Raw genomic sequence first — 25,993 nt, 5'->3', positions numbered from 1 at the left:
ACCTCCCGGTCGGCTCAGAGCGGCCGACACATCCAGTGCAGGTAGCGCCCGAGACCGGCAAATTGTGGATGGCGGCGGTAGGCCAGCTCCATCTCGATCAGTTCGGCCGGCTCGGTGCGGGCCTGGAAATCGGCGGGCATGTAGTCATGGAATACGCGCACGCCACTGGTTGTTTCGACCTGCCAGTGCGGTGCGAGTTGCGCCGCCAGCTCGCGTGGGTCCAGCGGCTGCTGAGGCGTCAGGCTCTGGCGCTCGCCGGCATAGGTCTGGCTGCGCAGCTTCTTGAAATGGCCCTTGAGCAGGTTGCGGTAGATCAACGCGTCGCGGTTGTAGAAGGCCAGCGATAGCCAGCCATCGGCCGATGTCAGGCGATGCAGCACCGGCAGGATCGCCTGGGGCTCGGCCAGCCATTCCAGCACCGCGTGGCAGATCACCAGATCGAAACGGCCCTCGACCTGGCTTTCGACTGTCTGCCAGGGCGCCTGAATGAAGGTTGCCTGCTGGCCGGCTGCGGCAAACTGTTTGCGCGCGCCTTCCAGCATCGGCTCTGCCGGTTCTGCCAGGGTCACATCATGGCCCTGCTGAGCCAGCCACAGACTCATATGGCCGAGGCCGGCGCCGATATCCAGCACCCGCAGTGGCCGTTGCGGCAGGGCTTCCGTCAGGTCGGCCTGCAGCACGGCAAGGCGGATCGCGCCCTTGGCGCCGCCGTAGATCTTCTCGGCGAAGCGCGTCGCCAGCTCGTCGAAATGCCGATCGCTCATCGGGCGAACCGCCGCTCGTTGTCAGCCAGCTTGGCCAGCAGCGCCTGTTCCATATCGATGCCCAGCTCGCTGCACATCAAGAGCAGGTACATGAGGATGTCGCCGACTTCCTGACCGGCATGCTCGAGTTTGTCGGCTGAGAGCTGGCGCGACTCGTCTTCGGTCTGCCACTGGAAGATTTCCACCAGCTCGGCCATTTCCACGCTGGCGGCCATGGCGAGATTCTTGGGGCTGTGAAAGCGCTGCCAGTCGTTCTGATCGCGGATGGCGTGCAGGCGTTGGGTGATCTGTTCGATGTTCATCTGGGAGGGTGGGCGTGTTCGAAAGACGACAAGCTTCCGTCAGCGCGGCAGCGCCCGCAAGGGGCGGATCAGAGACGCCGCACTTTCAGCTCACGCTCGATGGCGATCACGCCGGGACGGTAATCGCCCTGCTCGATGGCGCGGATTGCCTGTTCCAGGGTTTGCTCGGCGATCTGCTGGTGCTGCTGGGAAATCGCATTGACCCGGATCGGCAGGAAATCCAGCAACTGCGCGTCACCAAAGGTCGCCAGCCGCAGCTGCTCCGGCCAAAGCAGATCGCGCTCGCGCAGCGCATCGAAAACGCCTTCCAGCAAGACGTAGGCGGTGGTGATCAGCGCATCGGGCAACGGGCCGCGGTCGAGCAGGGCGAGCATCTTTTCACGGCCGCACGCACGGCTGAACTGTTCGGCCTGCAGGATGCTGACCTGACCGCTGTGCTGCGACAGTGCCTGGCGGAAACCTTCCTCGCGCTGCTGACTGATGGGCAATGCCGGGCGTGCGCTGATCAGGGCGATATGGGCGGCGGCCGGAACTGCCAGCGAGCGGGTAAGCAGGGCGGCCGCTTCACAATCATCGCTGACCACCGAGCAGAAGTGCTCGGCGTCCAGCGCACGGTCGAGGGCGATCACCGGCGTGCCAGCCGCCTGCACCTTGCGATAGCTCTGGTCGTCGGCCGGTAGGCAGCTGGCGACGATCAGCGCATCGCAGCGGCGCGAGCGCAGCAGCTGGATGACCTGGCGCTCGGTGTCCGGCTCGTCGTCGGTGCCGGCGATCAGCAGCTGGTAGCCGCGCTGCCGCGCGCGCTGCTCGAGCAGTTTGGCCAGACGCGCGTAGCTGGGGTTTTCCAGATCCGGAACGATGAAGCCGAGGGTGCGCGACTGCCCTCGACGCAGGCCAGCCGCCTGCTGGTCGAGCTGAAAGCCCTGCTGTTCGGCCACGGCCATCACCCGTTCGACCGTGGCCGCGCTGATACGGCGCTGCGCGGCCTTGCCATTGAGCACATAGCTGGCGGTGGTTACCGAAACGTTGGCGAGGCGGGCGATGTCGGTCAGTTTCAACAGAGGGTCCTGAGACGGGTGGTATGAACTCGGGCTTCTAGAATTACCCAATATTGCGTAATGTGCCAGCTTTAGGTGAAACGTTTCAGCACTGTTTCGGTCTGAAGCGCCAGCCCAGGATTCGGGCAAGGCCGGCGCGACCGTCGGCCACAACAATCGCGAGCCCCGCAGGAGTTCTCCATGCTTGAGTTGAATGCACAGCACATCCACATGCATCAGGCCGCGGCGGACAAGCTAGCGGCGCTGGCCCTGCTGGGTGAAGTTCTGGTCGCCGACGGGCTGGTCGCGCCGGGTTATCTGGACGGGCTGCGTGCGCGTGAAGCGCAGGGCTCGACCTTTCTCGGTCAGGGCCTTGCGATTCCCCATGGCACGCCGGAAACCCGTGATCAGGTGTTCACCACCGGTGTGCGGCTGCTGCATTTTCCGGCCGGCGTCGACTGGGGCAACGGCCAGCTGGTGTATCTGGCCATCGGTATCGCTGCGCGTTCCGACGAACACCTGCGCCTGCTACAGCTGCTGACCCGAGCATTGGGTGAAGGCGATCTGAGCGAGGCGCTGCAGAAAGCCGAAAGTCCGGAAGCCATCATCGACCTGCTGCAGGGTGCGCCACAGGCGCTAGCGCTGGATTGCGAGCTGGTCTCGCTGGGTGTCGCTGCGGATGATTTCGACGAGCTGGCCTGGCAGGGCGTCAAGCTGCTCAAGCGCGCGCAGTGCGTGGAGCCGGGTTTCAACGCCAGTCTGCCGCTTGGCCAGGCGCTGCCGCTGGGGGATGGCCTCTGGTGGCTGAGTAGCGAGCAGGCGGTGCAGCGTCCTGGTCTCGCCTTCGTCACGCCAGCTTCCCATCTCGAGCATCAGGGGCAGCCGCTCAATGGTCTTTTCGTGCTGGCCAGCCTGGGCGAAGCGCATCGGGCGATGCTCGAGCGCCTGTGCAATCTGCTGATCGAAGGCCGCGGGCAGGAGCTGAGCCAGGCGACGTCCAGTCGCACAGTGCTCGAAGCCCTGGGCGGCGAAGTGCCGGCAGACTGGCCGAGTGCCCAGGTGCCGCTCGCCAACGCCCATGGCTTGCATGCGCGTCCGGCAAAGGTGCTGACCGAGGTCGCACAGGCCTTCGCCGGCGAGATCCGAGTGCGTCTGGCTGGTAGCCAGAGCGCGGGCGTGTCGGCCAAGAGCCTGAGCAAGCTGCTGGCGATGGGTTCGCATCGCGGCCAGGTGCTGGAGTTCATCGCCGAGCCCTCGATCGCCGACGATGCGTTGCCGGCGCTGGTCCGCGCGGTGGAGGAAGGGCTGGGCGAGGAAATCGAGCCGCTGCCGGCCGGCGGGGCGCCGGCGGAGCAGCGGGCCGTGCAACTGAATGAGGCAGCCCAGGACGTGCCCGTCTTGCGGGCCGGCGAGCAGGTCATCGGCATCGCCGCCGCGCCCGGCATCGCCATCGGTCCGGTCCTGGTACGCAAGCCGCAGGTGATCGACTACCCCAAGCGCGGCGAGTCTCCGGTGATCGAACTGCAGCGGCTGGATGCGGCGCTGGACAAGGTCCATGCGGAGATCGGCACGCTGATCGATGAGAGTCAGGTCGCCAGCATCCGCGACATCTTCACCACCCATCAGGCCATGCTCAAGGACCCAGCGTTGCGCGAGGAGGTGCAGGTTCGGCTGCAAAAGGGACTGAGCGCCGAAGCGGCCTGGATGGAGGAAATCGAAACTGCGGCGCAGCAGCAGGAGGCGCTCCACGACAAGCTGCTGGCCGAACGTGCGGCCGATTTGCGTGACGTCGGGCGTCGCGTGCTGGCCTGCCTGACTGGTGTGGAAGCCGATCAGGCCCCAGATGAGCCCTACATCCTGGTGATGGACGAGGTGGCGCCTTCGGACGTCGCCACGCTCAATGCCCAGCGGGTCGCAGGCATTCTTACCGCTGGCGGCGGCGCCACTTCGCACAGCGCCATCATCGCCCGCGCGCTGGGCATTCCGGCGATAGTCGGTGCTGGGCCGGGTGTGCTTGGGCTAGCGCCAAACACCTTGCTGCTGCTTGACGGCGAGCGCGGTGAACTGCTGGTCGCCCCAACCGATGCGCAGCTGGACCAGGCCCGCAACGAGCGCGCCACCCGCGAGGAGCGCAAGCGCCTGGCAAATGAGCGTCGCCTGGAGCCGGCCATCACCCGCGACGGCCATCCGGTAGAGATCGCTGCCAACATCGGCGCTGCCGGCGAAACCCCGGAAGCGGTGGCGATGGGCGCCGAAGGCATCGGCCTGCTGCGTACCGAGCTGGTGTTCATGAACCATTCCCAGGCGCCGGATCAGGCGACTCAGGAAGCCGAGTACCGCCGTGTGCTGGAAGCCCTCGAAGGGCGTCCATTGGTGGTGCGTACGCTGGATGTCGGCGGGGACAAGCCGCTGCCGTACTGGCCGATGCCCGCCGAGGAAAACCCGTTTCTGGGCGTGCGCGGCATTCGCCTGAGTTTGCAACGCCCGGACATCCTCGAGACCCAGCTGCGTGCCTTGCTCGCTTCGGCCGATGGCCGCCCGTTGCGGATCATGTTCCCCATGGTCGGCAATATTGACGAGTGGCGCACCGCCAAAGCCATGGTCGACCGCCTGTGCGTTGAGCTGCCGGTAGCTGACCTGCAGGTCGGCATTATGATCGAGATCCCCTCTGCGGCCCTGATCGCGCCAGTGCTGGCGCAGGAAGTCGACTTCTTCAGCATCGGCACCAATGACCTGACGCAATACACCCTGGCCATCGACCGCGGCCATCCGACGCTCTCCGGCCAGGCCGACGGGCTGCATCCGGCTGTTTTGCGTCTGATCGGCATGACGGTCGAGGCCGCCCATGCCCACGGCAAGTGGGTTGGCGTTTGTGGCGAGTTGGCCGCTGATGCATTGGCGGTGCCGATGCTGGTGGGCCTGGGCGTGGACGAACTGAGCGTCTCGGCGCGCAGCATTGCCCTGGTGAAAGCGAGGGTGCGCGAGCTGGACTTCACGACCTGCCAGAGGCTGGCCCAGCAAGCCTTGATGCTGCCCGGTGCCCATGAAGTCCGCGCCTTCGTCGGGGAGCACTGCTGATGGCTCGTGTTCTCACTGTCACCCTTAACCCGGCCCTGGACCTGACCGTGCAGCTGTCCGCGCTGCGCCTGGGCCAGGTCAATCGTAGCGAAAGTCTGCAGGTGCATGCCGCCGGTAAGGGGCTCAACGTCGCGCAGGTGCTGGCCGATCTCGGCCATCAGCTGACCGTCACCGGCTTTCTCGGCGAGGGCAATCCGCAGGCCTTCGAGCAGTTGTTCGCCGCGCGTGGATTTGCCGACGAATTCGTCCGCGTGCCGAGCGATACCCGCAGCAACATCAAACTCGCCGAAGCGGACGGGCAGGTCACCGACATCAACGGCCCAGGGCTGACGGTGAGCGAGGCGCACTGCACGGAGCTGCTGACGCGCCTCCAGCGGCTGGCGCCCGCTCATGACCTCGTGGTCGTCGCCGGCAGTTTGCCGCGTGGCATCGACAGCCAGTGGTTCGTGCAACTGCTGCAGACGCTCAAGAGACTCGGCGTGCGGGTGGCGCTGGACACCAGCGGCGCCGCATTGCGTGACGGGCTGGCCGCCGCGCCCTGGCTGATCAAACCCAACGAGGAGGAACTGGCCGAGGCCCGTGGCGTTGATCTCACCGGCTCTTCGGCGCTGCTGGCCGAAGCGCGGCGGCTGCAAACCGAAGGCATCGAGCATGTGGTGGTTTCGCAGGGCGCTGACGGTGTCAGCTGGTTTTCATCAGGCGCGGCACTGCATGCAAATCCGCCCAGGGTTCGGGTCGTCAGCACCGTCGGTGCCGGCGACTCGCTGCTCGCCGGGATGCTTCACGGTTTGCTGGAAGGCTGGCCGGCAGAGCGCACCCTCACACAGGCCACGGCCATCGCCGCGCAGGCGGTCGGGCAGGTTGGGTTCGGCCTCACCGACACGGCTGAACTTGCGGAGCTTGAAGCTGCGGTGCGCCTGCAGTCGCTCAGCCAATAATTCGAACAAGAGGTGAAGGAATGAATCTTCTCATCGTCACGGCCTGCCCCAACGGAATGGTCACCAGCGTGCTGACTTCACGCCTGCTCGAAGCGGCTGCCCATCGCCTGGGCTGGTCGACCGCCGTGGAAGTCCACGATCCCAAGGCCATCGGTTCGCCGCTGACGCCCGCGCAGATCGCCAATGCCGATCTGGTGGTGGTGGTGAAAACCGGGCCGTTGTCATTGCAGCGCTTCGTTGGCAAGCGCGTCGCCCAGTCCACGCCATCCGAGGCGCTGCTCGACCCGGAAGCCTTCTTGCGCAGTGCCGCGGACACCGCCAGCGAGCTGCAGCAGGCCGACGAAGCGGATGCGGCGCATACCAGCGGCAAGCCCAAGCTGGTGGCCATCACCGCCTGTCCGACCGGCGTGGCACACACTTTCATGGCGGCTGAAGCCCTGCAGCAGGCGGCGATCCGCAAGGGTTATGACCTGCAGGTTGAAACCCGCGGCTCGGTGGGGGCGCGCAATGTGCTCGAAGCCCAGGCCATCGAAGAGGCCGACGTGGTGCTGCTGGCTGCGGATATCGAGGTGGATGTCACCCGTTTCGCCGGCAAGCGCGTATTTCGCTGCGGTACTGGCGTCGCCCTCAAGCAACCCGATGCGACCCTGGATCGCGCGCTGGAAGAAGGCTCGGTGCTCGCTGGAGGCGCCGCTGCCAGCGCAAGTGGTGAACAGAAGGGCGAGAAGGCTGGCGTCTACAAGCACCTGCTGACCGGCGTGTCCTACATGCTGCCGATGGTGGTGGCGGGCGGTTTGCTGATCGCGCTGTCGTTCGTCTTCGGCATTGAGGCGTTCAAGGAGGAGGGCACGCTGGCCGCCGCGCTGATGAAGATCGGTGGCGAAACGGCCTTCCAGCTGATGGTGCCGCTGCTTGCCGGCTACATCGCCTATTCCATCGCGGACCGCCCGGGCCTGGCGCCCGGCATGATCGGCGGCTTGCTGGCCGGCACCCTCGGTGCGGGCTTCATTGGCGGGATCATCGCCGGTTTCGTGGCGGGCTACGCGGCCAAGGCAGTGAGCCGCTGGATTCCATTGCCGGCCAGTATCGAATCGCTCAAGCCGATCCTGATCATTCCGTTGCTGGCGAGCCTGGTAACTGGTCTGGTGATGATTTACGTGGTCGGCACACCGGTGGCGAAGATGCTCGCCGGGCTCACCGAATTCCTCGACACCATGGGCACCTCCAACGCCATCCTGCTCGGGCTGCTGCTCGGCACCATGATGTGCGTCGACCTCGGCGGACCGGTGAACAAGGCCGCTTATGCCTTCTCCGTCGGGCTACTCGCGTCCCAGAGTTACGCGCCGATGGCCGCCACAATGGCAGCGGGGATGGTGCCGCCAATCGGCATGGGCATTGCCACGCTGATCGCCCGACGCAAGTTCGCGCAGACCGAGCGCGAAGCCGGCAAGGCCGCGCTGGTGCTGGGCTGCTGCTTCATTTCCGAAGGCGCGATTCCGTTCGCTGCGAAAGACCCATTGCGGGTGATTCCGGCCAGCATCGCCGGTGGTGCGCTGACCGGCGCGCTGTCCATGGCCTTCGGCGCAAAGCTGCTGGCGCCCCATGGCGGGCTGTTCGTGCTGCTGATCCCCAACGCCATCAATCACGCGCTTCTGTATCTGGCTGCAATCCTCGCCGGCAGCTTGGTAACCGGGGTGATCTACGCAGGAATCAAGCGGCCTGAAACGCAGCCGCTCAGTGTCGGGGCGACGGCGTAAGCGGTCGCCAAACGGCTGAACTAAAGCCCCGCCTATCGTATCCACTACAAGCTGGCGAGACTTTGTGTCAGAAAGTTTCGCCAGCTTTTTGCTTTTTGTTTTGAAGATGAATTGGCTGGAGAGCGTTGCATGAGTATCGATTACGGGCCGCGGCCCATGCGCATCACCCTGACCGCCGTGGTGGTCCTGCTGCTGGGGGCGCTGATGGCGGTCGGCGGCGGCTACCTCGCGATGTTGGGTGGCTCCTGGTACTACCTGCTGGCTGGTATAGGGCTGTTAGGCGTGGCCGGGCTGTTGTTCGCTCGGCGTCGCGCCGCGATCTGGCTCTACGCGGTGCTGCTGCTGGCGACGTTGGCGTGGACGCTGTACGAAGTCAGCTTCGACTGGTGGCAGTTGGCGCCGCGAATCGACCTCTGGTGCATCCTCGGGCTCTGGCTGATTCTGCCTTTCGTCAATCGCTACGTCGGCGATCGGCTGGTCTGGCGTGATGGCGCCAGCGGCCTGCTTGGCTTGGGGCTGCTGGCCGGCGCGCTGATCGCCGGGTACTCGCTGACCCAGGATTATCACTCGATCACGGGTGAATTCAGCGACGCGCAGATGCAGGGCTCGAATCCCGAGGGGCAGGCCGGTCGGGTTGCCGGCGAATGGAAAGCCTACGGCGGCTCCGACCGCGGCGATCGTTATTCGACGGCCGATCTGATCACGCCGGACAACGTCGGCAAGTTGAAAAAGGCCTGGGAGTTCCACACCGGTGACCTGTCCGGCGAGGGTGACCCCGGCGAGATCACCTATCAGGTGACGCCGTTGAAGGTTGGCGACAATCTGTTCATCTGCACGCCGCACAGCATCGCCATCGCCGTCGATGCCGACAGCGGTGAGGAGCGCTGGCGCTTCGATCCGAGCATCAACCGCGATGCCGAGTACTACCAGCACATGACCTGCCGTGGCCTGGCCTTCCATGACGCCAACGCCTACGGGCCCGCAGCGACGGCACCGTCCGACCAGCCCGTAGCGCGTTGCGCGCGGAGGCTGTTTTTGCCGACCAACGACGGCACTCTGGTCGCGCTGGATGTCGAGGACGGCAAGCCCTGCGAGGACTTCGGCAATGCCGGCGTGGTGGATCTGAAGGCTGGACTCGGTGAGGACGCTTTGGGCGTTTACCTGCCGACTTCACCACCGGTGGTGACCGAGAAGCTGGTCATCGTCGGCGGCTCGATCACCGACAACGGCGCGGTGGATTCACCCGGCGGCGTGATTCGCGCCTACGACGTGCGCAGCGGCGAGCTGGTATGGAATTTCGACCCGGGTAACCCGGACGCCACAGAGCCCTTGCCACCCGGCGAAACCTACGTGCGCAGCACGCCAAACTCCTGGACCATCGCCACTGCCGACGAGTCGCTGGGGCTGGTCTACATCCCCACCGGCAACCAGACCCCGGACCAGTGGGCGCAGCCGCGCACGCCGGAGTCCGAGCGTTTCACCGACACCCTGGTGGCGCTGGACCTGGCGACCGGCCAGGTGCGCTGGGAATTCCAGACCGTGCACCATGACCTCTGGGACCGCGACCTGCCATCGCAGCCGACGCTGGTGGATATCGAAGGGCCACAAGGCCAGGTGCCGGCCATCATCCAGCCGACCAAGCGTGGCGATCTGTACATCCTCGACCGCCGTACCGGCGAGCCGATCGTGCCGGTGGAAGAGATGCCCGTGCCCCAAGGCACTGACTACGGCGAGTTCACCGCGCCGACCCAGCCCGCATCGGCCGTCAGCTACGCCCCGCAAGAACCGCTGCGCGAGCGCGACATGTGGGGCGGTACGCCGCTGGATCAGATGATGTGCCGCATCCAGTTCCGCAAGCTGCGTTACGAGGGCGACTTCACGCCGCCGTCGGAGCAGGGCTCGCTGATCTATCCGGGTAACGTGGGTACTTTCAACTGGCCATCGGTGGCGGTCGATCCGAGCCGACAGCTGTTGTTCGGCGCGCCGAATTACCTGGCCTTCATCTCTACGATGGTCAAGCGCAGCGAGGTCGACCCCGATGAGCGTACCGGCGGCGGTGAGACTGGCCTGCAGCCCAATCTGGGGGCGCCGTATATGGTGCGGCTGGAGCCGTTCATGTCGGTGCTCGGCCTGCCGTGCCAGACGCCGCCATGGGGCTTCGTCACCGCGCTGGACCTGCGCAGCATGAAGAAGGTCTGGATGCACAAGAACGGCACCAGCCGCGACAGTGCGCCCTTGGGCATTCCCTTCCCGGTGGGTACGCCAGCACTGGGCGGGCCGATCGTCACCGCCGGCGGAGTGGCCTTTATGAGCGGAACGCTGGATTACTATCTGCGCGCCTACGATCTGCAGAACGGCAAGGAATTGTGGAAGGGCCGCCTGCCTGCCGGTGGCCAGGCGACTCCGATGACCTACGTGTCCGAGAAGACCGGCAAGCAGTACGTGGTGCAGATGGCCGGCGGGCATGGCTCGTTCGGCACCAAGCTGGGGGATTCCTTGATCGCGTGGACCCTTGAGGAGTAGGTGAGGCGGGGGCAGGTGGCGACGTCGACTGCAGCGCTCGACATAGCCACCAGCCCCTCACCCTAGCCCTCTCCCCGGAGGGGAGAGGGGACTTGACCGGGTTGGGTTGCCGATCCGGTGCAGGGCGAAACGCATGATGTGCCCGCTAGTTGCGGATGTTCGGTGGCTTCAATCAGGCCCTCTCTCGTCGTTGTGGAGAGGATTGGGTGGGCGGTCTTCGAGCCAGGCCGGCATGGCTTGCTCGGTACCAATCTGGGCGGTTTATTGATCGCGTGGTCCCTTGAGGAGTAGGTGAAACGGGCTGTGTGGGTTTTAGTTGCGACGCTAGTCGTGGCCGCCAGCCCCTCACCCTAGCCCTCTCCCCGAAGGGGAGAGGGGACTAGACCGCGCGGTTTTTCGTTCCGGGTGTAGGGCGATGCGCTTTAATGCGTGTCGGGCCGATCACAAAGGGTTCGGTGGCTTCATTCAGGCCCCCTCTCCCCTTTGGGGAGATGGTTGGGGCGCGGGCCTCGATCCGGTGCAAGATTTCAGTCAGGACTCGGATTCAGGCCGGTGTATCGGTAATGCGCGGATTGGGTGCTGGGGTGAGAGCGTGCTGGTGTTTGTTGCAACTGCCTGATGGGCACAGCCCGCGCTCACTCCCCTCGCTTACTCTGCGCGGTCTGCATGAGCACAAGTGATCCGGCTTCCTCAATCCAGCTCCCTCTTCCCCGTTGGGGAGAGGGTTGGGGTGAGGGGCGCGGGCCTCGATTCGGTGCGAGCTTTCAGTCAGGACTCGGATTCAGTCCGGTGTATCGGTAATGCGGAGATTGGGTGCTGGGGTGAGAGCGTGCTGGTGGTGGTTGCAACTGCTTGATGGGCACAGCCCTCGCTCACTCCCCTCGCTTGCTCTGCACGGTCTGCATGAGCGCAAGTGATCCGGCTGCCTCAATCCAGCTCCCTCTCCCCATTGGGGAGAGGGTTGGGGTGAGGGGTACGGGTCTCAATCCAGCTCAAGATTTCAGTCAGAACACCCTCTAGATTCCGTATCACATCCAGATTGCTGAAGCGTAGAACCTCCAGCCCGTGATGCTGCAGGTAGGCCGTGCGCAAACGGTCTTTCGCCATGCCAGCTTCGTCGAAGTGCTGACCGCCATCGAGTTCAACTACAAGTCGCAATTCTGCACAGTAGAAATCCAGGACATAGGGCGGGCACGGATGCTGTCGGCGAAATTTGAATCCGGCTAAGCCGCGATTGCGCAACTGGCGCCACAGCAGGCGCTCGCAATCGGTGAGTTGGTATCGCAGGTGTCTGGCGAACTGGCGTTGTTCGGGGGAGGCGCGTTCGTTGGGCATACACGGTCCTTGTGAAAACGCAGCCTCTCGCTTCCATGCGAGAGCGCATCTAAATGAGCGCAGCGGCAGTAAAGTGCAGAATCAACTACGCCTGCTGTACCCCGCAGCAGGCGCATTCCTGGGTCAGTGATGCTCGCGCGTTGCCCTGAACTTCACATCCGGCCAGCGCTCTTCCATCAGGCTCAGGTTTACCCGTGTCGGTGCCAGGTAGGTCAGATGGCCGCCGCCGTCAATGGCGAGGTTCTCGTAGGCCTTGTTCTTGAAGTCTTCGAGCTTCTTCTTGTCATCGCATTCGATCCAGCGCGCCGACCAGACGTTGATCGCCTCGTAGGCACACTCGACCTTGTATTCCTCTTTCAGGCGACTGGCGACGACGTCGAACTGCAGCACGCCGACCGCGCCGAGGATGATGTCGTTGTTGCGCTCGGGGAAGAACACCTGGGTGGCGCCTTCCTCGGCCAGTTCCTGCAGGCCCTGGCGCAGCTGCTTGGATTTCAGCGGGTCTTTCAGGCGCACGCGGCGGAACAGTTCCGGTGCGAAGTGCGGGATGCCGGTAAAGCCAAGGTTCTCGCCCTCGGTGAAGGTGTCGCCGATCTGGATGGTGCCGTGGTTGTGCAGGCCGATGATGTCGCCGGCCCAGGCTTCCTCGAGCATTTCCCGCTCGCTGGAGAAGAAGGTCAGGGCGTCGGCGATGCGGACATCCTTGCCGATGCGCGCGTGGCGCAGCTTCATGCCTTTCTCGTACTTGCCCGAGCAGATGCGCATGAAGGCGATGCGGTCGCGGTGCTTGGGGTCCATGTTCGCCTGGATCTTGAACACGAAGCCGGTGAACTTCTCCTCGACCGGCTCGACCACTCGCTCGTTGGCCGCGCGGGGCAGCGGCATCGGCGCCCAGTCGACGACGGCGTCGAGCACGTGGTCCACACCGAAATTGCCCAGCGCGGTACCGAAAAACACCGGGGTCAGCTGACCATTGAGGAATTCGTCCTGGTCGAACTCGTGGCAGGCGCCCTGAACCAGTTCCAGCTGTTCGATGAAACGCTCGTACTCGTCGCCGATGTGCTTGCGCGCTTCGTCGGAATCGAGGTTCTGGATGATCTTGACCTCGGTGCGCTCGTGCCCGTGGCCCGGCGTGTAGACGATGATGTAGTCGTCCTTGAGGTGGTACACGCCCTTGAAGTCGCGGTAGCAGCCGATCGGCCATGTGATCGGCGCGGCCTTGATCTTGAGCACCGCCTCGATTTCGTCGAGCAGTTCGATGGGGTCGCGGATATCGCGGTCGAGCTTGTTGATGAAGCTCACGATCGGCGTGTCGCGCAGGCGGCAGACGTCCATCAGCGCGATGGTGCGTGGCTCGACACCCTTGCCGCCGTCGAGAACCATCAGCGCCGAGTCCACCGCGGTCAGGGTGCGGTAGGTGTCTTCCGAGAAGTCCTCGTGACCGGGGGTGTCGAGCAGGTTGATCATGTGCTCGCGGTAGGGGAACTGCATCACCGAGGTGGTGATGGAGATGCCGCGCTGCTTCTCCATCTCCATCCAGTCGGAGGTGGCATGGCGGTCGGATTTGCGCGACTTCACCGTACCGGCAACGGCGATCGCCTTGCCCATCAGCAGCAGCTTTTCGGTGATGGTGGTCTTGCCCGCATCGGGGTGCGAGATGATGGCGAAGGTACGGCGCTTCGCGACTTCGGCGGCCTGAGTGGTCATCGGAATTAAGGAACCCGTCGACGAGTAGTCGGTCTGTCAAAAAAGGCGGCGATTATAGCGGCAAATGGATTTCGCTGCGGCCCGCACGGCTGCGGAAATCGCCGATTTGTGCAGTTTCCATGACGCTTTGTTTTGAATCGACAACAACTAGAAACGGATGCACCTTCGGGACGTTTTTTTGATTGATCTATGCCCCCCTTGGTCCTAAAGTTCGCGCCCGAACGTCCATGCTGGCAACGATCCATCCGGCTCAAGTACTGACGACGAGAGATCCTCCGTGATACTCGGCGACATGCCTTGGGAAGTAGGCGAACCAAAGTGGGGAAACTGATCAGGCGTTCTTGTCAGGGCTGATGCCCTCCATCCCTCATCCGACTTTTGTTTCCCGTTTTTTGGAGTCCCACGCATGACGGTCAAGATCGAAGACTATTACCCTCGCGCCACCTTCCAGAAGATGAAGGCATTTGCCGACCAGCACGAAACCCCCTTCGTGGTGATCGACACCGAAACCATCAGCAAGGCCTATGACGACCTGCGCGCCGGTTTCGAATTCGCCAGCGTGTACTACGCCGTCAAGGCCAACCCGGCGGTCGAGATCATCGATCTGCTGCGCGACAAGGGTTCGAGCTTCGATATCGCCTCGATCTATGAGCTGGACAAAGTAATGTCCCGCGGCGTTGGCCCGGAGCGCATCAGCTACGGCAACACCATCAAGAAAGCCAAGGACATCCGCTACTTCTACGACAAGGGTGTGCGCATGTTCGCCACCGACTCGGAAGCCGACCTGCGCAACATCGCCAAGGCCGCGCCGGGTTCGAAAGTCTATGTACGCATCCTCACCGAAGGCTCTACCACTGCGGACTGGCCGCTGTCGCGCAAGTTCGGCTGCCAGACCGACATGGCGATGGATCTCTTGATCCTCGCACGTCAGCTGAAGCTGGAGCCCTACGGCATTTCCTTCCATGTCGGTTCGCAGCAGCGCGACATTTCCGTATGGGACGCCGCCATCGCCAAGGTCAAGGTGATCTTCGAGCGTCTGAAGGAAGAAGACGGCATCGAGCTGAAGATGATCAACATGGGTGGCGGTTTCCCCGCCAACTACATCACCCGCACCAACAGCCTTGAAACCTACGCCGAGGAAATCATCCGCTTCCTCAAGGAAGACTTCGGCGACGAGTTGCCGGAAATCATCCTCGAGCCGGGTCGCTCGCTGATCGCCAACGCCGGCATCCTCGTCAGTGAAGTGGTGCTGGTGGCACGCAAGTCGCGTACCGCGGTCGAGCGTTGGGTGTATGTCGATGTGGGCAAGTTCAGCGGCCTGATCGAAACAATGGACGAGTCGATCAAGTTCCCGATCTATGCCGAGAAGAAGGGCGAAGTCGAGGAAGTGGTGATCGCCGGTCCGACCTGCGACAGCGCCGACATCATGTACGAGAACTACAAGTACGGCCTGCCGCTTAACCTGGCCATCGGCGACCGCCTGTACTGGCTGTCCACCGGTGCCTACACCACCAGCTACAGCGCCGTCGAATTCAACGGCTTCCCGCCGCTGAAGGCTTACTACATCTAAGCCGTAGACGATGAACGAACGCCCCGCATTGCGGGGCGTTTTCGTTTCTGTGCTTCGTTCACCGTAACCCGGCGCGTAGCTCGTCGCGTCGCCGCGCGTAGGCCTCGACGATATCGACGATCTGAGGCAATGCGGCGGCCTGCAGGCTGGCCAGCGCGGTCTCGACGAACTTCAGGTGGCCAACCTCAAGCGCGCGGTCCAGCCAATGCCGGGCGGCGTCCCATTGCTGCTGGGTGAGCAGCACGGCGGCATGGCTGAACTGGCCGCGAAAGTCGCCAGCCTCCGCGGAACGTCGATACCAGCTGTGCGCCGCTGACACGTCGCGCGACACACCGCGGCCTTCTTCCAGGCAGCGTCCGGTCAGGTTCATCGACTTGGCGTGGCCCAGCTCGGCGGCCTGGCGGTATAGGCGATAGGCCACGGCTTCATCCTGTGAAACACCGCGACCGGTGGCGAGCAGATTGGCCAGGTTGTACATGCCCCAGTCCAACCCCATGTCTGCCGCGCGCCGGTACCGCTCGGCGGCGCGTGCGGGATTGGCCGGGCAGCCCCAGCCAAGCTCGTGGCAGCGTCCGGCCATGTTGCAGGCCATGGCGTGGCCGCGGCCGGCGGCAATGCCGAACCAGGTCAGGGCCAGTTCGGGATCGGCCTGGATGCCGCGGCCCTCCAGCAGGATTTGCCCGAGCAGCGCCTGCGCGTCGATTTCCCCGGTCGCGGCGGCCGCGAGGACCAGGCGTGCGGCTCGGTGCGGTTCCTCGGCCAGCTTGCCCAGCTGGTCGCTGTCGAGGGCTTCCTCACGGCGCAGAAGATGAGGCATCAGACCTCGACCCAGCGGCGCAGCAGGTTGTGATAGGTGCCGGTCAGTTGCACCAGGGATGGGTGCTCCGGCACATCGGCGGTCAGCTGCTGGATGGCTTGGTCCATCTCGTAGAGCAGCGTGCGCTGCGCATCCTCGCGCACCAGGCTCTGAATCCAGAAGAACGAAGCCAGCCGTGCGCCGCGGGTGACCGGCTCGACCTTGTGCAGGCTGGTGCTGGGGTAGAGCACCATGTCGCCGGCAGCGAACTTCACCCGCTGGGTGCCGTAGGTGTCGTGGATCACCAGTTCGCCGCCGTCGTACTCCTCGGGATCGCTGAAGAACAGTGTGGCGGACAGGTCGGTGCGCACGCGTTCGGCGCTGTTGCGTACCTGACGCACCGCATTGTCGATGTGAAAGCCAAACTCGCCGCCTGCCGTGTAGCAGTTGAACAGGGGCGGAAAGACCTTGCTCGGCAGCGCGGCAGACATGAACTGCGGGTGCTGCCAGAGCCGTTGCAGCATGGCTTCGGCAATCTCGTGGGCGAGTGGGTCGTCCTCCGCCAGCTGCAGATTGTATTTGGCCTTGGCCGACTGATAGCCAGCGGTGACGCGGCCGTCCTGCCAGTTGGCCTGTTCCAGCGCGGAGCGAATACGGTCGGTTTCTTCACGGGAAAACACATTGGCAATGCGTAGGAGCATCGATCACCGACAGGATGTGGAATTGGCGAATGATATTAGTTTGCATTCAGGTGTTTCAGAATGCGACAGAATGTATCAGAATGCTACCTGCTAATAATAGCAATTCGCAGTTGCGTCATCTCCAAGGATCCGCATTACATGTCGCGTCAGTCTCTAGAACTGGCCCAGCCACCTCTCGTGTTGGCTTCGGCTATCGGTGTCGCCCTTACCGCTTTCTCCGCTCCCTCCATGGCTCAGGTCGTCCCTGCAGCGTCATCGCCCAGCGAAGCGCCGGTTGCGCTCGATGAAGTGACGGTGATCGGTGAGCAGGAACAGGCCTACAAGGCCGATACATCCGCCTCGAAGAAATACACGGCACCGCTGCGCGAAACACCGAAGTCGGTCACCGTGATCACCGACCAGGTGATTCGCGACACCGGTTCGCTGACGTTGGTCGATGCGTTGCGCACCACTTCCGGCATCACCTTCGGTGCGGGCGAGGGCGGAAATCCGGCGGGCGACCGGCCGATCATCCGCGGCTTCAACGCCGAGAGCGACACCTTCATCGACGGCCTGCGTGACGTTGGCTCGCAAACCCGCGAGATCTTCAACGTCGAGAGCATCGAAGTGAGCAAGGGGCCGGGCTCCGCCTACACCGGTTCCGGCTCCACGGGCGGCAGCCTCAACCTGATCAGCAAGACCGCCAAGCAACGCGACTTCGGCGATGCCAGCGTCACCCTCGGTTCGGACCAGACGCGCCGCTATACGCTGGACGTCAACCGCGTGCTCGGTGACAACGTCGCCGGCCGTCTGAACCTGATGAAGCACGAGGCCAACGTCGCCGGCCGCGATGGTGTGGATGTCAGTCGTTGGGGCGTGGCACCGACCATCACCTTCGGCTTCGATACGCCGACTCGGGCGACGCTGTCTTACTACCACCTGGAAACAGACGACATGCCGGACTACGGCATTCCGCTGACCGTGGCTACGCCAGGCAATCCAGGTCGCGAGCCAGTGAGCGTGGATCGCGACAACTTCTACGGCCTTGAAAGCCGCGACTTCCGCGAGAGCACCACGGATGCCGGCACCATTCGGCTCGAGCACGACCTGAACGAGAACCTGACCGTCTCCAACACCACGCGTATCGCCCGCACCACCCTGGACTACATCGTCACCAACCCGGACGACTCGCGTGGCAACGTGCCCAATGGACTGGTTTCGCGCTCTGCCAAGAGCCGCAATTCCGATACCCAGAGCTGGGTCAACCAGACCGATCTGACGGCGCGATTCGACACCGGCAGCATCGAGCACACCCTGGTGACCGGCGTGGAAATCAGCGATGTCGGCGTGCACAACCGACCCTACGTGGTCACTCCGGGCACCAGCGGCAACACCTGTTCGTCGGCGCACCTGGCTTCGGGCGACTGCATCAGCCTGTCCAACCCGAGCTCCAAGGATGCCTGGACCGGCAGCATCGCGCGCAGCGCGGCGACGACCGATACCGACACCGAAACGCTGGCGGCCTACGTCTTCGATACGCTGAAGTTCAACGAGCAGTGGTCGCTGAACATGGGCCTGCGCTACGACGACTACGAAACGGAGCAGAAGGCCGTCTCCACCGCCGGTGTCGTCACCCGGCCGGAGAACAAGAGCCACTTCTGGAACTACCAGTTGGGTCTGGTCTTCAATCCGCTGCCCAATGGCAGCATCTACGCGGCGTGGTCGACCTCCAGCAACCCGTCCAGCGAGACCGGCGGCGAAGGCTCCGATGCGCTCAGCGTGAACAACCAGGTTCTCGATCCGGAGCGCAACCGCAACTACGAGATCGGCACCAAGTGGGACTTCTTCGACGAGCGTCTCGGCCTGACCGCCGCGCTGTTCCGCACCGAGAAGACCAACGCGCGGGTTACCAACGCCAGCGGTTTCCAGGAAAGCATCGGTGAAACCCAGGTCGACGGCCTGGAGCTGGCCGCCACCGGCCAGATCACCCGTAACTGGCAGGTGTTTGCCAGCTATACCTATCTGGACGCCGAACTGGTCAAGTCCGGTGCCGCCAACGTCGGCACCCGCGCGGCGCCGGTGTACGTGGAAGGGCTGTACGACGGTAACGAGGTGCCGAGCACGCCGAAGCACAGCTTCAGCTTCTGGAACACCTACAACCTCACCCAGGACCTGACCATCGGTGGCGGTGCGACCTACGTCGACTCCCGCTTCGGCGACACGGCCAACAACATCGAGGTACCGGAATACTGGCGCTACGATGCGATGGCCGCCTATCGCGTGAGCAAGAATCTGGACCTGCAGCTGAACGTGCAGAACCTGACCGACAAGCGCTATTTCGATCAGGTCTACGGCAGCCACTATGCCCACGTCGCGGCCGGTCGTACTGCGTTACTGAGCACCAACTTCCACTTCTGATCCCGCTGTGAAAATGACAAAGGCCGCTCTTCGAAGCGGCCTTTGTCGTTATGGCGGACATCAATACAGGTCGCGGCGATAGCGTCCCTGCTCGCTCAGCTGTTCCAGCCGCGCCTGGCCGAGCAGACCGAGCAGGATCTGCTGCACTTCCTGCCCCATGCCTTCCAGGCTGCCGCAAACGTAGATCGCCGCGCCCTGATCTATCCAGCGGCGCAGGTCGTCGGCCGCGTCCCGCAGGACTTGCTGCACATAGCGCTTTTCCGGCTGGTCGCGAGAGAACGCCAGGTCCAGCCGCTCCAGCAGGCCGCTGTCGAGCCAATGCTGCAGTTCGTCTCGAAAGAAGAAGTCGTGGGCGGCGTTGCGTTCGCCGAACAGCAGCCAGCTGCGTGAGCCTTGGGGCGCGGCTGCGCGTTCGCGCAGGTGCGCGCGCAATCCGGCGATCCCGGTGCCGTTGCCGATCAGGATCAGCGGTGTATCGACCGAGGGCCCATGAAAACCGGGGTTGCTGCGGATGCGCAGGGCGATCCGCTCGCCAATCGCCGCGTGACGGCACAGCCAACCGGAGCCGAGGCCGAGCGTGCCGTCCGGATGACGAGCTTCGCGCACCACCAGCTGCACGGCGCCGTCCGAGGGTATCGAGGCGATGGAGTATTCGCGGTGCGGCAAGGGCGGCAGGGCCAGCAAGGCGGGCAGGTCGAGCGTGCGCAACACGTCGAGGTCCGGCAGGCGTAATCCGGCCAGCTGGCTTGCCAGACGCTGTCCATCCACCCGCTGCTGCGGGTCGTGATCCAGCTGCTGCAGCAAGCGTTCCATGCGGGCCAGTTCGTGCTGCGGGCCGACCTCGACGATATCGCCGGCGCGCCAGCGTTGCTGATCGTCGACTGGCACGAGCGTCAGATGCTGCACTGGCGCGCCAGCACTGCCGGGGTTGAGGCAGCGGCGCTCGGTGAGCTGCCATTGCCGATAGGGCGCCGGCAGCCAGTCGCTGAAATCGCTGTTGCCACTTAAATGGGCCAGCTGCTGTTGCCAGTGACGCAGCACGCCGGGATCGGCTCGGTCAGCTTCCAGGCGATCGAACAGTGGCGTGGCGCCGCATTGGCGCATTCGTTCATCCAGACGCTGGCCGAACGCACAGAAATGGCGGTACTGGCGATCACCGAAGGCCAGCACGGCATACTCGAGGTCCTGCAGCTGCAGGTTTGCCGTGCTCAGGCGCCGCTCGAAACGCGCGCCGTCGTCCGGCGCCTCGCCTTCGCCATAGGTGCTGACGACGAACAGGATGCGCCGCGCTGGCAGCCGGCTCGGCTCCAGCGCATTCAGCGGCAGCAGCTGCACGTTCACGCCAGCTTCGCGAAGCTGCTCAGCACTGCGCTCGGCATAGAGCCGGGCTTGCCCGCCCTGGCTGGCATAGGTCACCACAAGCGCCGAGGTCGCGTTGGTAGATGCTGCCTTGCGGGGTAGCTGTCTACGCCAGCAATACAGCGACATGGCCAGATAGACGAGGACGACCACGGCAGCGCTGATCTCTCGCGGCGGCTGCCACCACAGCAGCAGCGCAGCGACCGCGAGACAGCCGAGCAGCGGCGACAGGCGCCGGACGGATTGGAAAGGTCTGGGCAAGAAGCGGACTCGTTGCGGGGAATGCGGTAGCGCGCTGCCTGAGCGTCAGTGCTCAGGCAGCGGGCTGGCGTCAGGGCGCCAGCACTTCCAGCGTGGCGCTGTAGCTGGCGCGGCGCTCGGTGGCCGGCTTGCTGACGCCCTTGTCGGTAGTGAGCTCGGCTTCCAGCCAGTACATGCCGGCTTCCGGCCAGGTGATGCTGGCCTTACCGGCCTTGTCGGTTTTCGTCCTGATCTCCCCCAGTTGGTCGCGGTAGCGGTTGCCGCCCGGGATCACGCTGATCTCGACATCCGCGGCCGGCTTGCCATCGAGCAGAAAGACGAACTCCGCCGCTTCGCCGGCGAACAGGTCGTTGGGGTGGGTGACGGGCTTGAGTTCCAGGCCCTGGCCGCTGGGCGCGAGTACGTCAGTGCTGGGCGCACCGGAGGTCACGAACACTTCCATGCGGTTGCTGGTCTGGCTGACCTTGAGACCTTCGGCCTTGGCCGGGACGTCCTTGGCGAAGCTTTCCGGGGTGCCCATCCAGCGGCGCATCTGGCCGTTTTCCTTCCAGCTGGCGAACAGGCCGTTGTTGGCGACCGCCAGCTTGTAGGTGCCCTTCTGGCTCAGCTGCACATCGAAGGTACTGCGGTAGCGGCCGATGGCGCCGTTCTGTACCGCAACCTTGGAGCCATCCGGGGCGATGACCTGCAGCTCCGGAACCGGCCGCCCGCGCATGCCGGGCGGGCCACCTGCCGGCGCCTGGGCTGCCTCGCCGATACCCTTGAGGCGCATCGGCACGTGTTCGAAATAGAACAGGTCGTTGGAAACCGCGGCGTCGACGGTGATCCAAGGCTCTTCACCCGAGAGCACGGTGGCCGAAGGCAGCATCCAGGCGCGGTGGGCCTGGGCCGAAAGCGGCAGGCAGACGGCGAGGGCCAGGGCGGTCCATTTGATGACGGGTTTCATGGCGTGCTTCCTGTTCATGGGGTCAGCGTGAGATTGATGGCGCCCAGCTCACTCTTGCCCTGGGCTTGATGTTCGGCGTTCTGCTGGGGCGGCCAGCTGAATGGGACGCGCAGCAGCTCGCGGCCACCGACCTCACGGGCGGCTTCGACCACCACGCGGTACTCGCCGGCCTCCAGCGTTTTGAACGGCGCCTGCTTGTCAGAAAACTTCAGGCTGTGGCTGCCCACGGCACGGGTGGCGCCGCTGACGCCATCAACCGGCATTTCCAGGCTGCGGCCGCTACGGCGCCACCACTGGCGCAGGTCCTTGAGCCACTTTTCACCTTCCTTGTCCTTGAGCTTGGTGTCGTACCACACCGCCAGATTGGCAACGTGGCTCTGGTCCGGGCGCTCGAGCCAGATGGCGACATAGGGACGGTGGTACTCGGCGACATCCAGGCGGGGGATTTCCACGTCCAGCTGCAGGTCCGCCGCGTATAGCGGGGCGCTAAGCAGGGCGAGGGGGAACAACAGGCGTTTACGCATGAGCAGTCCTTAATGAATGAAGATCAGCGCCAGTAGCAGCGGAATCACCAGCCCCAGGCCAACCAGTGGCCAGGTGCCGGGGCGATTGCCGGCATGGCGTTGCAGGAGCAGCAGGCCGGTGAGGCTGAACACCACACAGGCAACGGCAAACAGATCGATGAACCAGCTCCAGGCTTCGCCGCTGTGACGGCCCTTGTGCAGGTCGTTGAAGTAGGCGATCCAGCCGCGATCGGTCGATTCGTATTCCAGCTCGCCGCTTTCCAGGCTCAGACTCAGCCAGGCATCGCCGCCAGGACGGGGCAGGGCGACGTAGAGTTCGCCATCGCTCCACTCGGCTTCGCGACCGGCCAGCTGCACGCCCAGGGTCTGTTCCAGCCATCGCTGCAGGTCAGCTGGCAGGCCGTCCTCCGGGGTGTCGACCTGCAGACCGTTGAGCAGCCGCTCGGGCAGCTGTCCTTCGCGGGTTTCCACCAGCGGTTTGCTCTCGATTTGCCCGGCGTGGTTCAGCGTGATGCCGGTGACCGCAAACAGCAGCATGCCGACCAGGCACAACGCGGAGCTGATCCAGTGCCATTGGCGCAGAGTGCCGAGCCAGATATGCATGGTGGTCCTTGGCGTATGGGAGGGTGGGCGAATTCTAGGGCGACTGACGCGGCGATGCTAAAGATTTACAAACAGCATACATTCGCGTTTTTCATGATCCGTATGGGCGAGAAACAACAGAGCCGGGATGACCCCGGCTCTGTTTTGTCGCCTTCAGGTCAGAAGGTCAGGTTGGCTGACAGCCACAGGCGGCGGCCTTCTTCCACGATACCGGTGGTGGCGGCGCCGGAGTGGCTGTAGTCGGTGCCGTAGGCCGTGCCGTTTGCGCTCCCGCCATTGGAGTAGGTGGTGTAGGCCTTGCCGTCGATGAAGTCCTTGTCGAAGAGGTTGTAGATCGTCGCGTTGAGCGTCAGGTTCTCCGTAGCCCGATACGACCCGCCCAGGTGAAACAGTGTGTATGCCTTGGCGTTCTTGCCCAGCGTGTCGTAGATCGACTGGCTGGTGGAGTAGCTGCCGTTGGCGTTAGCGAGATTCTCGTAGCTGGAGGTGAAGCGCGCGCGCTCACCGCGGTACTCGCTCTTCAGCCACAGGCCCAGGCGGTCGGTGGTCTGCCAGTCGAGTTTGGCGTTGGCCAGGTGTTCGGGCGTGTTGGTCAGCGGCTCTCCCTGGTTATCCCCGCTCTTCTGCTCGCTGTCGGTGTAGGTGTAGTTGGCGCTCAGTTTCCAGGCTGGTGCGAACTGCCAGCTGCCAGCCAGCTCCAGGCCACGGGTCACCGCTTCGTCGACGTTGATCTGCTGCGAGCAGGTGCCGTTGTTGTTGCCTGCGCACAGTGGATCGGTGATCGGGTCGCCGCTGGCGATCTTGTCCTTGAACTTGTTGTGGAACAGCGTGGCGTTGGCGCTGAAGCCGGTCAGGCTGTCGAAATAGGCACCGATCTCGGTACTGGTGGTCGTTTCGGGGTCCAGGTCCGGGTTGCCGATGGTGATGATGGAGCCCTGGCCGGTTACGCCATTGATGCCGCCGTGCAGGTCGTTCAGGTCCGGCGTTTTGTAGCCCTTGCTGATGCCGCCCTTGAGGGTCCAGTTGTCGGTGGTGTTCCAGACCAGGTAAGCCCGCGGGCTGATATGTCCACCAAAGGACTCGTGGTCGTCATAGCGGGCGCCCAGAGTCAGGGCCAGATCATCGCGCAGGCGCCACTCATCTTCGGCAAACAGTGCCCAGGTCTTCTGCTCGAATTCCGTCTGGGCGATGCCATCGGTCATTTCGGCTTTCCACCATTGGCCGCCTACGGTGGCGATGTGCGATTCGCCGATCGGGGCAACCAGCTTGGTGTCGAAGACCAGGTTGGTGGTTTCCAGCTCGCGATCGTCCCCGCCGATTGCCCCGGGTACGGCGGTCGGCGCACCGATGGTGCCGGGAATGGTCCGGCCAAAGGTTTCGGTGGTGTTGTGCATCAGGCTGGAATCCAGCGTGCCGAAGCCGAGGCGACCGGTGTGGGTCAGGGCGATCTGTTCGCGCTCGAAGCGAAGCTCGTCGTCATAGCCGTTCGCTGCGGTATCCGGTGCGGTGCAAGCCCTGTTCAAGCCGTCGAGGGTGCCGAGCTGGCATTCGTCGTTGTTGTATGCCTGCCGTCCACGCTCGATATCCAGCGCGAAGTCATGGTCCTGATGCGGGGTCAGAGCCAGGCGGGCGCCGATGTTCTGGTTGCGACCATCGACGGGCGAGGGGCCGCGCTTGCTGACGTCGATGCCATTGCCGTAGCTAAGGTCCGACTCCTGGCGATCAAACAGGCTGCCGCGGACCTGCAGACCGAGCAGGCCGTCGACCAGCGGACCACTGGCGTAGACACTGGTGTTGCGGGTGTCGCCGAAGTCGCGATCTTGCTGGTAGGTGTAATCCTGTGTCACCGAGCCGGTCCACTCCTTGCCGACCTTGCGGGTGATGATGTTGATTACCCCGCCCATGGCGTCGGAGCCGTAGAGCGTCGACATCGGGCCACGGATCACTTCGATGCGCTCGATGGCCGACAGCGGCGGCATGAAGCTGGTGGAGGTTTCGTTGAAGCCGTTTGGCGTGACATTGCCTGCGGCGTTCTGTCGACGGCCGTCGATGAGGATCAGGGTGTACTGGCTGGGCATGCCACGAATGCTGATGTTGAGCCCGCCGGTCTTGCCGGTGCCCTGGCCGATGTCGATGCCTTCCACGTCGCCCAGTGCCTGCGCCAGGTTGTTGTAGCGCTTCTGCTGCAGGTCTTCACGGCTGATGACGCTGATGCTGGCCGGTGCTTCGGTGATCTTCTGTTCGAAGCCGGAGGCGCTGACGACCGTGTCGTTGAGCGTGACAGGCGCGTTCTGGGCGAGAGCCGTCCAGCTGCAGCCGATCATGGCGCAGGACAGGGCGGTACGTGCGAAGGGGATAGACATGCGGGCTCCTTGTAGCCGTCTCGTTGGCGCCCGCATGATAATCATTCGTAAACGAGAATGTAGACTTTACTGCATTAGTTTCTCATCTGGGTCGTCAAATCGGTTGCCAGCCCTTGCACAGCGCGGGCTGGCTATTTGTAAGCGAATATTTAGAAGTGGTCCGAACGGTCAGTTTCTGTCACGGCATCTGAACTTCGATGACGCCGTCGGCGTTGATCGTGACCTGGCGAGTGCCCGCTTCGATTTCGGGGATGGGTGCCGATTCCATCATGTCCATCTTCATCGCGCTGCTGCGCATGACAGGTTGAAATCCGCCGCCGTTGAGGTTGAGGCTCACCAGCTTGTAACCGCTGCCGCCGAGCGCTTCGGTCGCGAGTTGGGCGCGCGCCTGGAACGCGGCGACCGCCTCCTTGAGCAGAGCATCCTCGTTCTGCTTGCGGATCGGGTCGGAGACACTGAAGTGCATGCTGCTCATCTTCAGGCTCTTCATCAGCTCGGCGGTCAGCTTCGACAGGCTGGCAAAGTTGCCGCTCTCCAGGCGCAGCTCGGCACGCTCCCGCCAGCCGGAGATCTGCTGGCCCTTGTCGTCATAGACTGGATAGCTGTTGCGGCTGCCCTGGCTGACGATCACATCCTTGCTCTGCCGAGCGGTCTGCAGCGCCTGGTTCAGCGCGCGGGTGGTCTCTGCCGCGAGCTGGGCGGGGTCGTTGTGTTGTGCTTCGCTGTAGAGCGTGACGTGCATGCGGTCATGGGCCACTTCGCTGCTGACCTCGGCGCGCAGGGCGACCTGGTTGTAGCGTGGTTCCTCGGCCAAGGCGGGCAGGCTGACGAGGCTGGTGATCAGCGCCATGAGGGCTGCGCTGCGGAAGAGAGTTGGCTGCATAACGGATCCTTGGCATGTGCACCGGCCGGTGCGATAGCGCAAGACTCTACCTGCGCCGGTGAATGTATGCAGCTGCCCGTGCGTCGAGTTGCCGCATTTCGGTTTGGCCGCCAGACGGCTTGGTTATACTCCGCCGAATTCTTGGAGAC

The 25,993-nt window shown here is 64.0% G+C and carries 19 protein-coding genes; 6 read left to right on the top strand and 13 right to left on the bottom strand.

Annotation, left to right across the window (positions count from 1 at the left end; genetic code table 11):
• Positions 1 to 14: 14 nt before the first annotated feature.
• From BM275_RS03480 to cra, 3 genes are all read right to left on the bottom strand, one after another.
• Entirely contained in the window at positions 15 to 764 is a 750-nt protein-coding gene (locus BM275_RS03480) for a methyltransferase domain-containing protein (protein WP_023445948.1), read from the bottom strand.
• Entirely contained in the window at positions 761 to 1,066 is a 306-nt protein-coding gene (locus BM275_RS03475) for a nucleotide pyrophosphohydrolase (protein WP_003302193.1), read from the bottom strand. The genes BM275_RS03480 and BM275_RS03475 overlap by 4 nt, the downstream gene beginning before the upstream one ends.
• Positions 1,067 to 1,134: 68 nt before the next feature.
• Positions 1,135 to 2,124 carry a catabolite repressor/activator gene (gene cra / locus BM275_RS03470; protein WP_090519298.1) on the bottom strand — a complete coding sequence of 330 codons (990 nt, stop codon included), beginning with the start codon at positions 2,122 to 2,124 and terminating at the stop codon, positions 1,135 to 1,137.
• 180 nt (positions 2,125 to 2,304) lie between these two features.
• On the opposite strand from cra, the gene ptsP reads away from it, so the two are divergent.
• The 4 genes from ptsP to BM275_RS03450 all read left to right on the top strand — a co-directional run bounded on the left by ptsP (position 2,305) and on the right by BM275_RS03450 (position 10,399).
• Entirely contained in the window at positions 2,305 to 5,181 is a 2,877-nt protein-coding gene (gene ptsP, locus BM275_RS03465; protein ID WP_090519296.1) for a phosphoenolpyruvate--protein phosphotransferase, read from the top strand.
• Entirely contained in the window at positions 5,181 to 6,119 is a 939-nt protein-coding gene (gene pfkB, locus BM275_RS03460; RefSeq protein WP_090519295.1) for a 1-phosphofructokinase, read from the top strand. Before ptsP ends, pfkB begins: the two co-directional genes overlap by 1 nt.
• Positions 6,120 to 6,139: 20 nt before the next feature.
• Positions 6,140 to 7,876, top strand: coding sequence for a PTS fructose-like transporter subunit IIB (locus BM275_RS03455; protein WP_090519294.1), 1,737 nt, complete (start codon positions 6,140 to 6,142; stop codon positions 7,874 to 7,876).
• Positions 7,877 to 8,005: 129 nt separating this feature from the next.
• The gene (locus BM275_RS03450) at positions 8,006 to 10,399 is read left to right on the top strand and encodes a membrane-bound PQQ-dependent dehydrogenase, glucose/quinate/shikimate family (protein ID WP_090519293.1); all 2,394 of its coding nucleotides are present in this window, start codon (positions 8,006 to 8,008) and stop codon (positions 10,397 to 10,399) included.
• Between the two features lie 927 nt (positions 10,400 to 11,326).
• Here the strand turns inward: BM275_RS03450 and BM275_RS03445 are convergent.
• Together BM275_RS03445 and BM275_RS03440 are read right to left on the bottom strand one after the other, a co-directional pair.
• Positions 11,327 to 11,734 (bottom strand): endonuclease domain-containing protein, encoded by a 408-nt coding sequence (locus BM275_RS03445; RefSeq protein ID WP_090519292.1) that lies wholly within the window; start codon positions 11,732 to 11,734, stop codon positions 11,327 to 11,329.
• A gap of 123 nt (positions 11,735 to 11,857) precedes the next feature.
• Complete coding sequence (locus BM275_RS03440; protein ID WP_038657220.1) at positions 11,858 to 13,441, bottom strand: peptide chain release factor 3; 1,584 nt, start codon at positions 13,439 to 13,441, stop codon at positions 11,858 to 11,860.
• Between the two features lie 406 nt (positions 13,442 to 13,847).
• On the opposite strand from BM275_RS03440, the gene BM275_RS03435 reads away from it, so the two are divergent.
• Positions 13,848 to 15,011 carry a type III PLP-dependent enzyme gene (locus BM275_RS03435; protein ID WP_003302224.1) on the top strand — a complete coding sequence of 388 codons (1,164 nt, stop codon included), beginning with the start codon at positions 13,848 to 13,850 and terminating at the stop codon, positions 15,009 to 15,011.
• Between the two features lie 58 nt (positions 15,012 to 15,069).
• On the opposite strand, the gene BM275_RS03430 is transcribed toward BM275_RS03435, so the two are convergent.
• Together BM275_RS03430 and BM275_RS03425 are read right to left on the bottom strand one after the other, a co-directional pair.
• A complete protein-coding gene (locus tag BM275_RS03430) occupies positions 15,070 to 15,828 on the bottom strand; it encodes a tetratricopeptide repeat protein (RefSeq protein ID WP_090519291.1) in 759 nt (252 codons plus the stop codon).
• Positions 15,828 to 16,508: a Fe2+-dependent dioxygenase gene (locus BM275_RS03425; RefSeq protein ID WP_090519290.1), complete on the bottom strand. Its 681-nt coding sequence runs from the start codon at positions 16,506 to 16,508 to the stop codon at positions 15,828 to 15,830. The genes BM275_RS03430 and BM275_RS03425 overlap by 1 nt, the downstream gene beginning before the upstream one ends.
• A 138-nt stretch (positions 16,509 to 16,646) precedes the next feature.
• Here BM275_RS03425 and BM275_RS03420 point away from each other — a divergent pair, with 138 nt between their 5' ends.
• A complete protein-coding gene (locus BM275_RS03420; protein WP_090519288.1) occupies positions 16,647 to 18,905 on the top strand; it encodes a TonB-dependent receptor in 2,259 nt (752 codons plus the stop codon).
• Between the two features lie 60 nt (positions 18,906 to 18,965).
• On the opposite strand, the gene BM275_RS03415 is transcribed toward BM275_RS03420, so the two are convergent.
• From BM275_RS03415 to BM275_RS03390, 6 genes are all read right to left on the bottom strand, one after another.
• Complete coding sequence (locus BM275_RS03415) at positions 18,966 to 20,525, bottom strand: sulfite reductase subunit alpha (protein WP_090519286.1); 1,560 nt, start codon at positions 20,523 to 20,525, stop codon at positions 18,966 to 18,968.
• A gap of 70 nt (positions 20,526 to 20,595) precedes the next feature.
• Positions 20,596 to 21,471 carry a DUF4198 domain-containing protein gene (locus BM275_RS03410; RefSeq protein ID WP_090519285.1) on the bottom strand — a complete coding sequence of 292 codons (876 nt, stop codon included), beginning with the start codon at positions 21,469 to 21,471 and terminating at the stop codon, positions 20,596 to 20,598.
• A 14-nt stretch (positions 21,472 to 21,485) separates the two neighbouring features.
• Positions 21,486 to 21,995 carry a DUF2271 domain-containing protein gene (locus BM275_RS03405; RefSeq protein ID WP_023445936.1) on the bottom strand — a complete coding sequence of 170 codons (510 nt, stop codon included), beginning with the start codon at positions 21,993 to 21,995 and terminating at the stop codon, positions 21,486 to 21,488.
• Positions 21,996 to 22,004: 9 nt separating this feature from the next.
• Positions 22,005 to 22,598, bottom strand: coding sequence for a PepSY-associated TM helix domain-containing protein (locus BM275_RS03400; protein WP_090519283.1), 594 nt, complete (start codon positions 22,596 to 22,598; stop codon positions 22,005 to 22,007).
• 158 nt (positions 22,599 to 22,756) lie between these two features.
• Positions 22,757 to 24,961: a TonB-dependent receptor domain-containing protein gene (locus BM275_RS03395; protein WP_090519281.1), complete on the bottom strand. Its 2,205-nt coding sequence runs from the start codon at positions 24,959 to 24,961 to the stop codon at positions 22,757 to 22,759.
• A gap of 178 nt (positions 24,962 to 25,139) precedes the next feature.
• The gene (locus BM275_RS03390) at positions 25,140 to 25,844 is read right to left on the bottom strand and encodes an SIMPL domain-containing protein (RefSeq protein WP_090519280.1); all 705 of its coding nucleotides are present in this window, start codon (positions 25,842 to 25,844) and stop codon (positions 25,140 to 25,142) included.
• Positions 25,845 to 25,993: the final 149 nt, after the last annotated feature.

It is taken from the genome of Stutzerimonas kunmingensis (assembly GCF_900114065.1).
In the GTDB taxonomy this organism is placed as follows: Bacteria; Pseudomonadota; Gammaproteobacteria; order Pseudomonadales; family Pseudomonadaceae; genus Stutzerimonas; species Stutzerimonas kunmingensis.
This window is presented reverse-complemented; position numbering and strand designations above follow the sequence as displayed.

What these genes read in the sequence shown, in the direction of transcription:
- BM275_RS03410 (WP_090519285.1), bottom strand. Translation starts at nt 21,471, where the DNA reads ATGAAACCCGTCATCAAATGGACCGCCCTGGCCCTCGCCGTCTGCCTG.
- BM275_RS03435 (WP_003302224.1), top strand. Translation starts at nt 13,848, where the DNA reads ATGACGGTCAAGATCGAAGACTATTACCCTCGCGCCACCTTCCAGAAG.
- BM275_RS03420 (WP_090519288.1), top strand. Translation starts at nt 16,647, where the DNA reads ATGTCGCGTCAGTCTCTAGAACTGGCCCAGCCACCTCTCGTGTTGGCT.
- pfkB (WP_090519295.1), top strand. Translation starts at nt 5,181, where the DNA reads ATGGCTCGTGTTCTCACTGTCACCCTTAACCCGGCCCTGGACCTGACC.
- BM275_RS03475 (WP_003302193.1), bottom strand. Translation starts at nt 1,066, where the DNA reads ATGAACATCGAACAGATCACCCAACGCCTGCACGCCATCCGCGATCAG.
- BM275_RS03405 (WP_023445936.1), bottom strand. Translation starts at nt 21,995, where the DNA reads ATGCGTAAACGCCTGTTGTTCCCCCTCGCCCTGCTTAGCGCCCCGCTA.
- BM275_RS03425 (WP_090519290.1), bottom strand. Translation starts at nt 16,508, where the DNA reads ATGCTCCTACGCATTGCCAATGTGTTTTCCCGTGAAGAAACCGACCGT.
- BM275_RS03390 (WP_090519280.1), bottom strand. Translation starts at nt 25,844, where the DNA reads ATGCAGCCAACTCTCTTCCGCAGCGCAGCCCTCATGGCGCTGATCACC.
- ptsP (WP_090519296.1), top strand. Translation starts at nt 2,305, where the DNA reads ATGCTTGAGTTGAATGCACAGCACATCCACATGCATCAGGCCGCGGCG.
- BM275_RS03395 (WP_090519281.1), bottom strand. Translation starts at nt 24,961, where the DNA reads ATGTCTATCCCCTTCGCACGTACCGCCCTGTCCTGCGCCATGATCGGC.
- BM275_RS03450 (WP_090519293.1), top strand. Translation starts at nt 8,006, where the DNA reads ATGAGTATCGATTACGGGCCGCGGCCCATGCGCATCACCCTGACCGCC.
- BM275_RS03455 (WP_090519294.1), top strand. Translation starts at nt 6,140, where the DNA reads ATGAATCTTCTCATCGTCACGGCCTGCCCCAACGGAATGGTCACCAGC.
- BM275_RS03445 (WP_090519292.1), bottom strand. Translation starts at nt 11,734, where the DNA reads ATGCCCAACGAACGCGCCTCCCCCGAACAACGCCAGTTCGCCAGACAC.
- BM275_RS03400 (WP_090519283.1), bottom strand. Translation starts at nt 22,598, where the DNA reads ATGCATATCTGGCTCGGCACTCTGCGCCAATGGCACTGGATCAGCTCC.
- BM275_RS03480 (WP_023445948.1), bottom strand. Translation starts at nt 764, where the DNA reads ATGAGCGATCGGCATTTCGACGAGCTGGCGACGCGCTTCGCCGAGAAG.
- BM275_RS03430 (WP_090519291.1), bottom strand. Translation starts at nt 15,828, where the DNA reads ATGCCTCATCTTCTGCGCCGTGAGGAAGCCCTCGACAGCGACCAGCTG.
- BM275_RS03440 (WP_038657220.1), bottom strand. Translation starts at nt 13,441, where the DNA reads ATGACCACTCAGGCCGCCGAAGTCGCGAAGCGCCGTACCTTCGCCATC.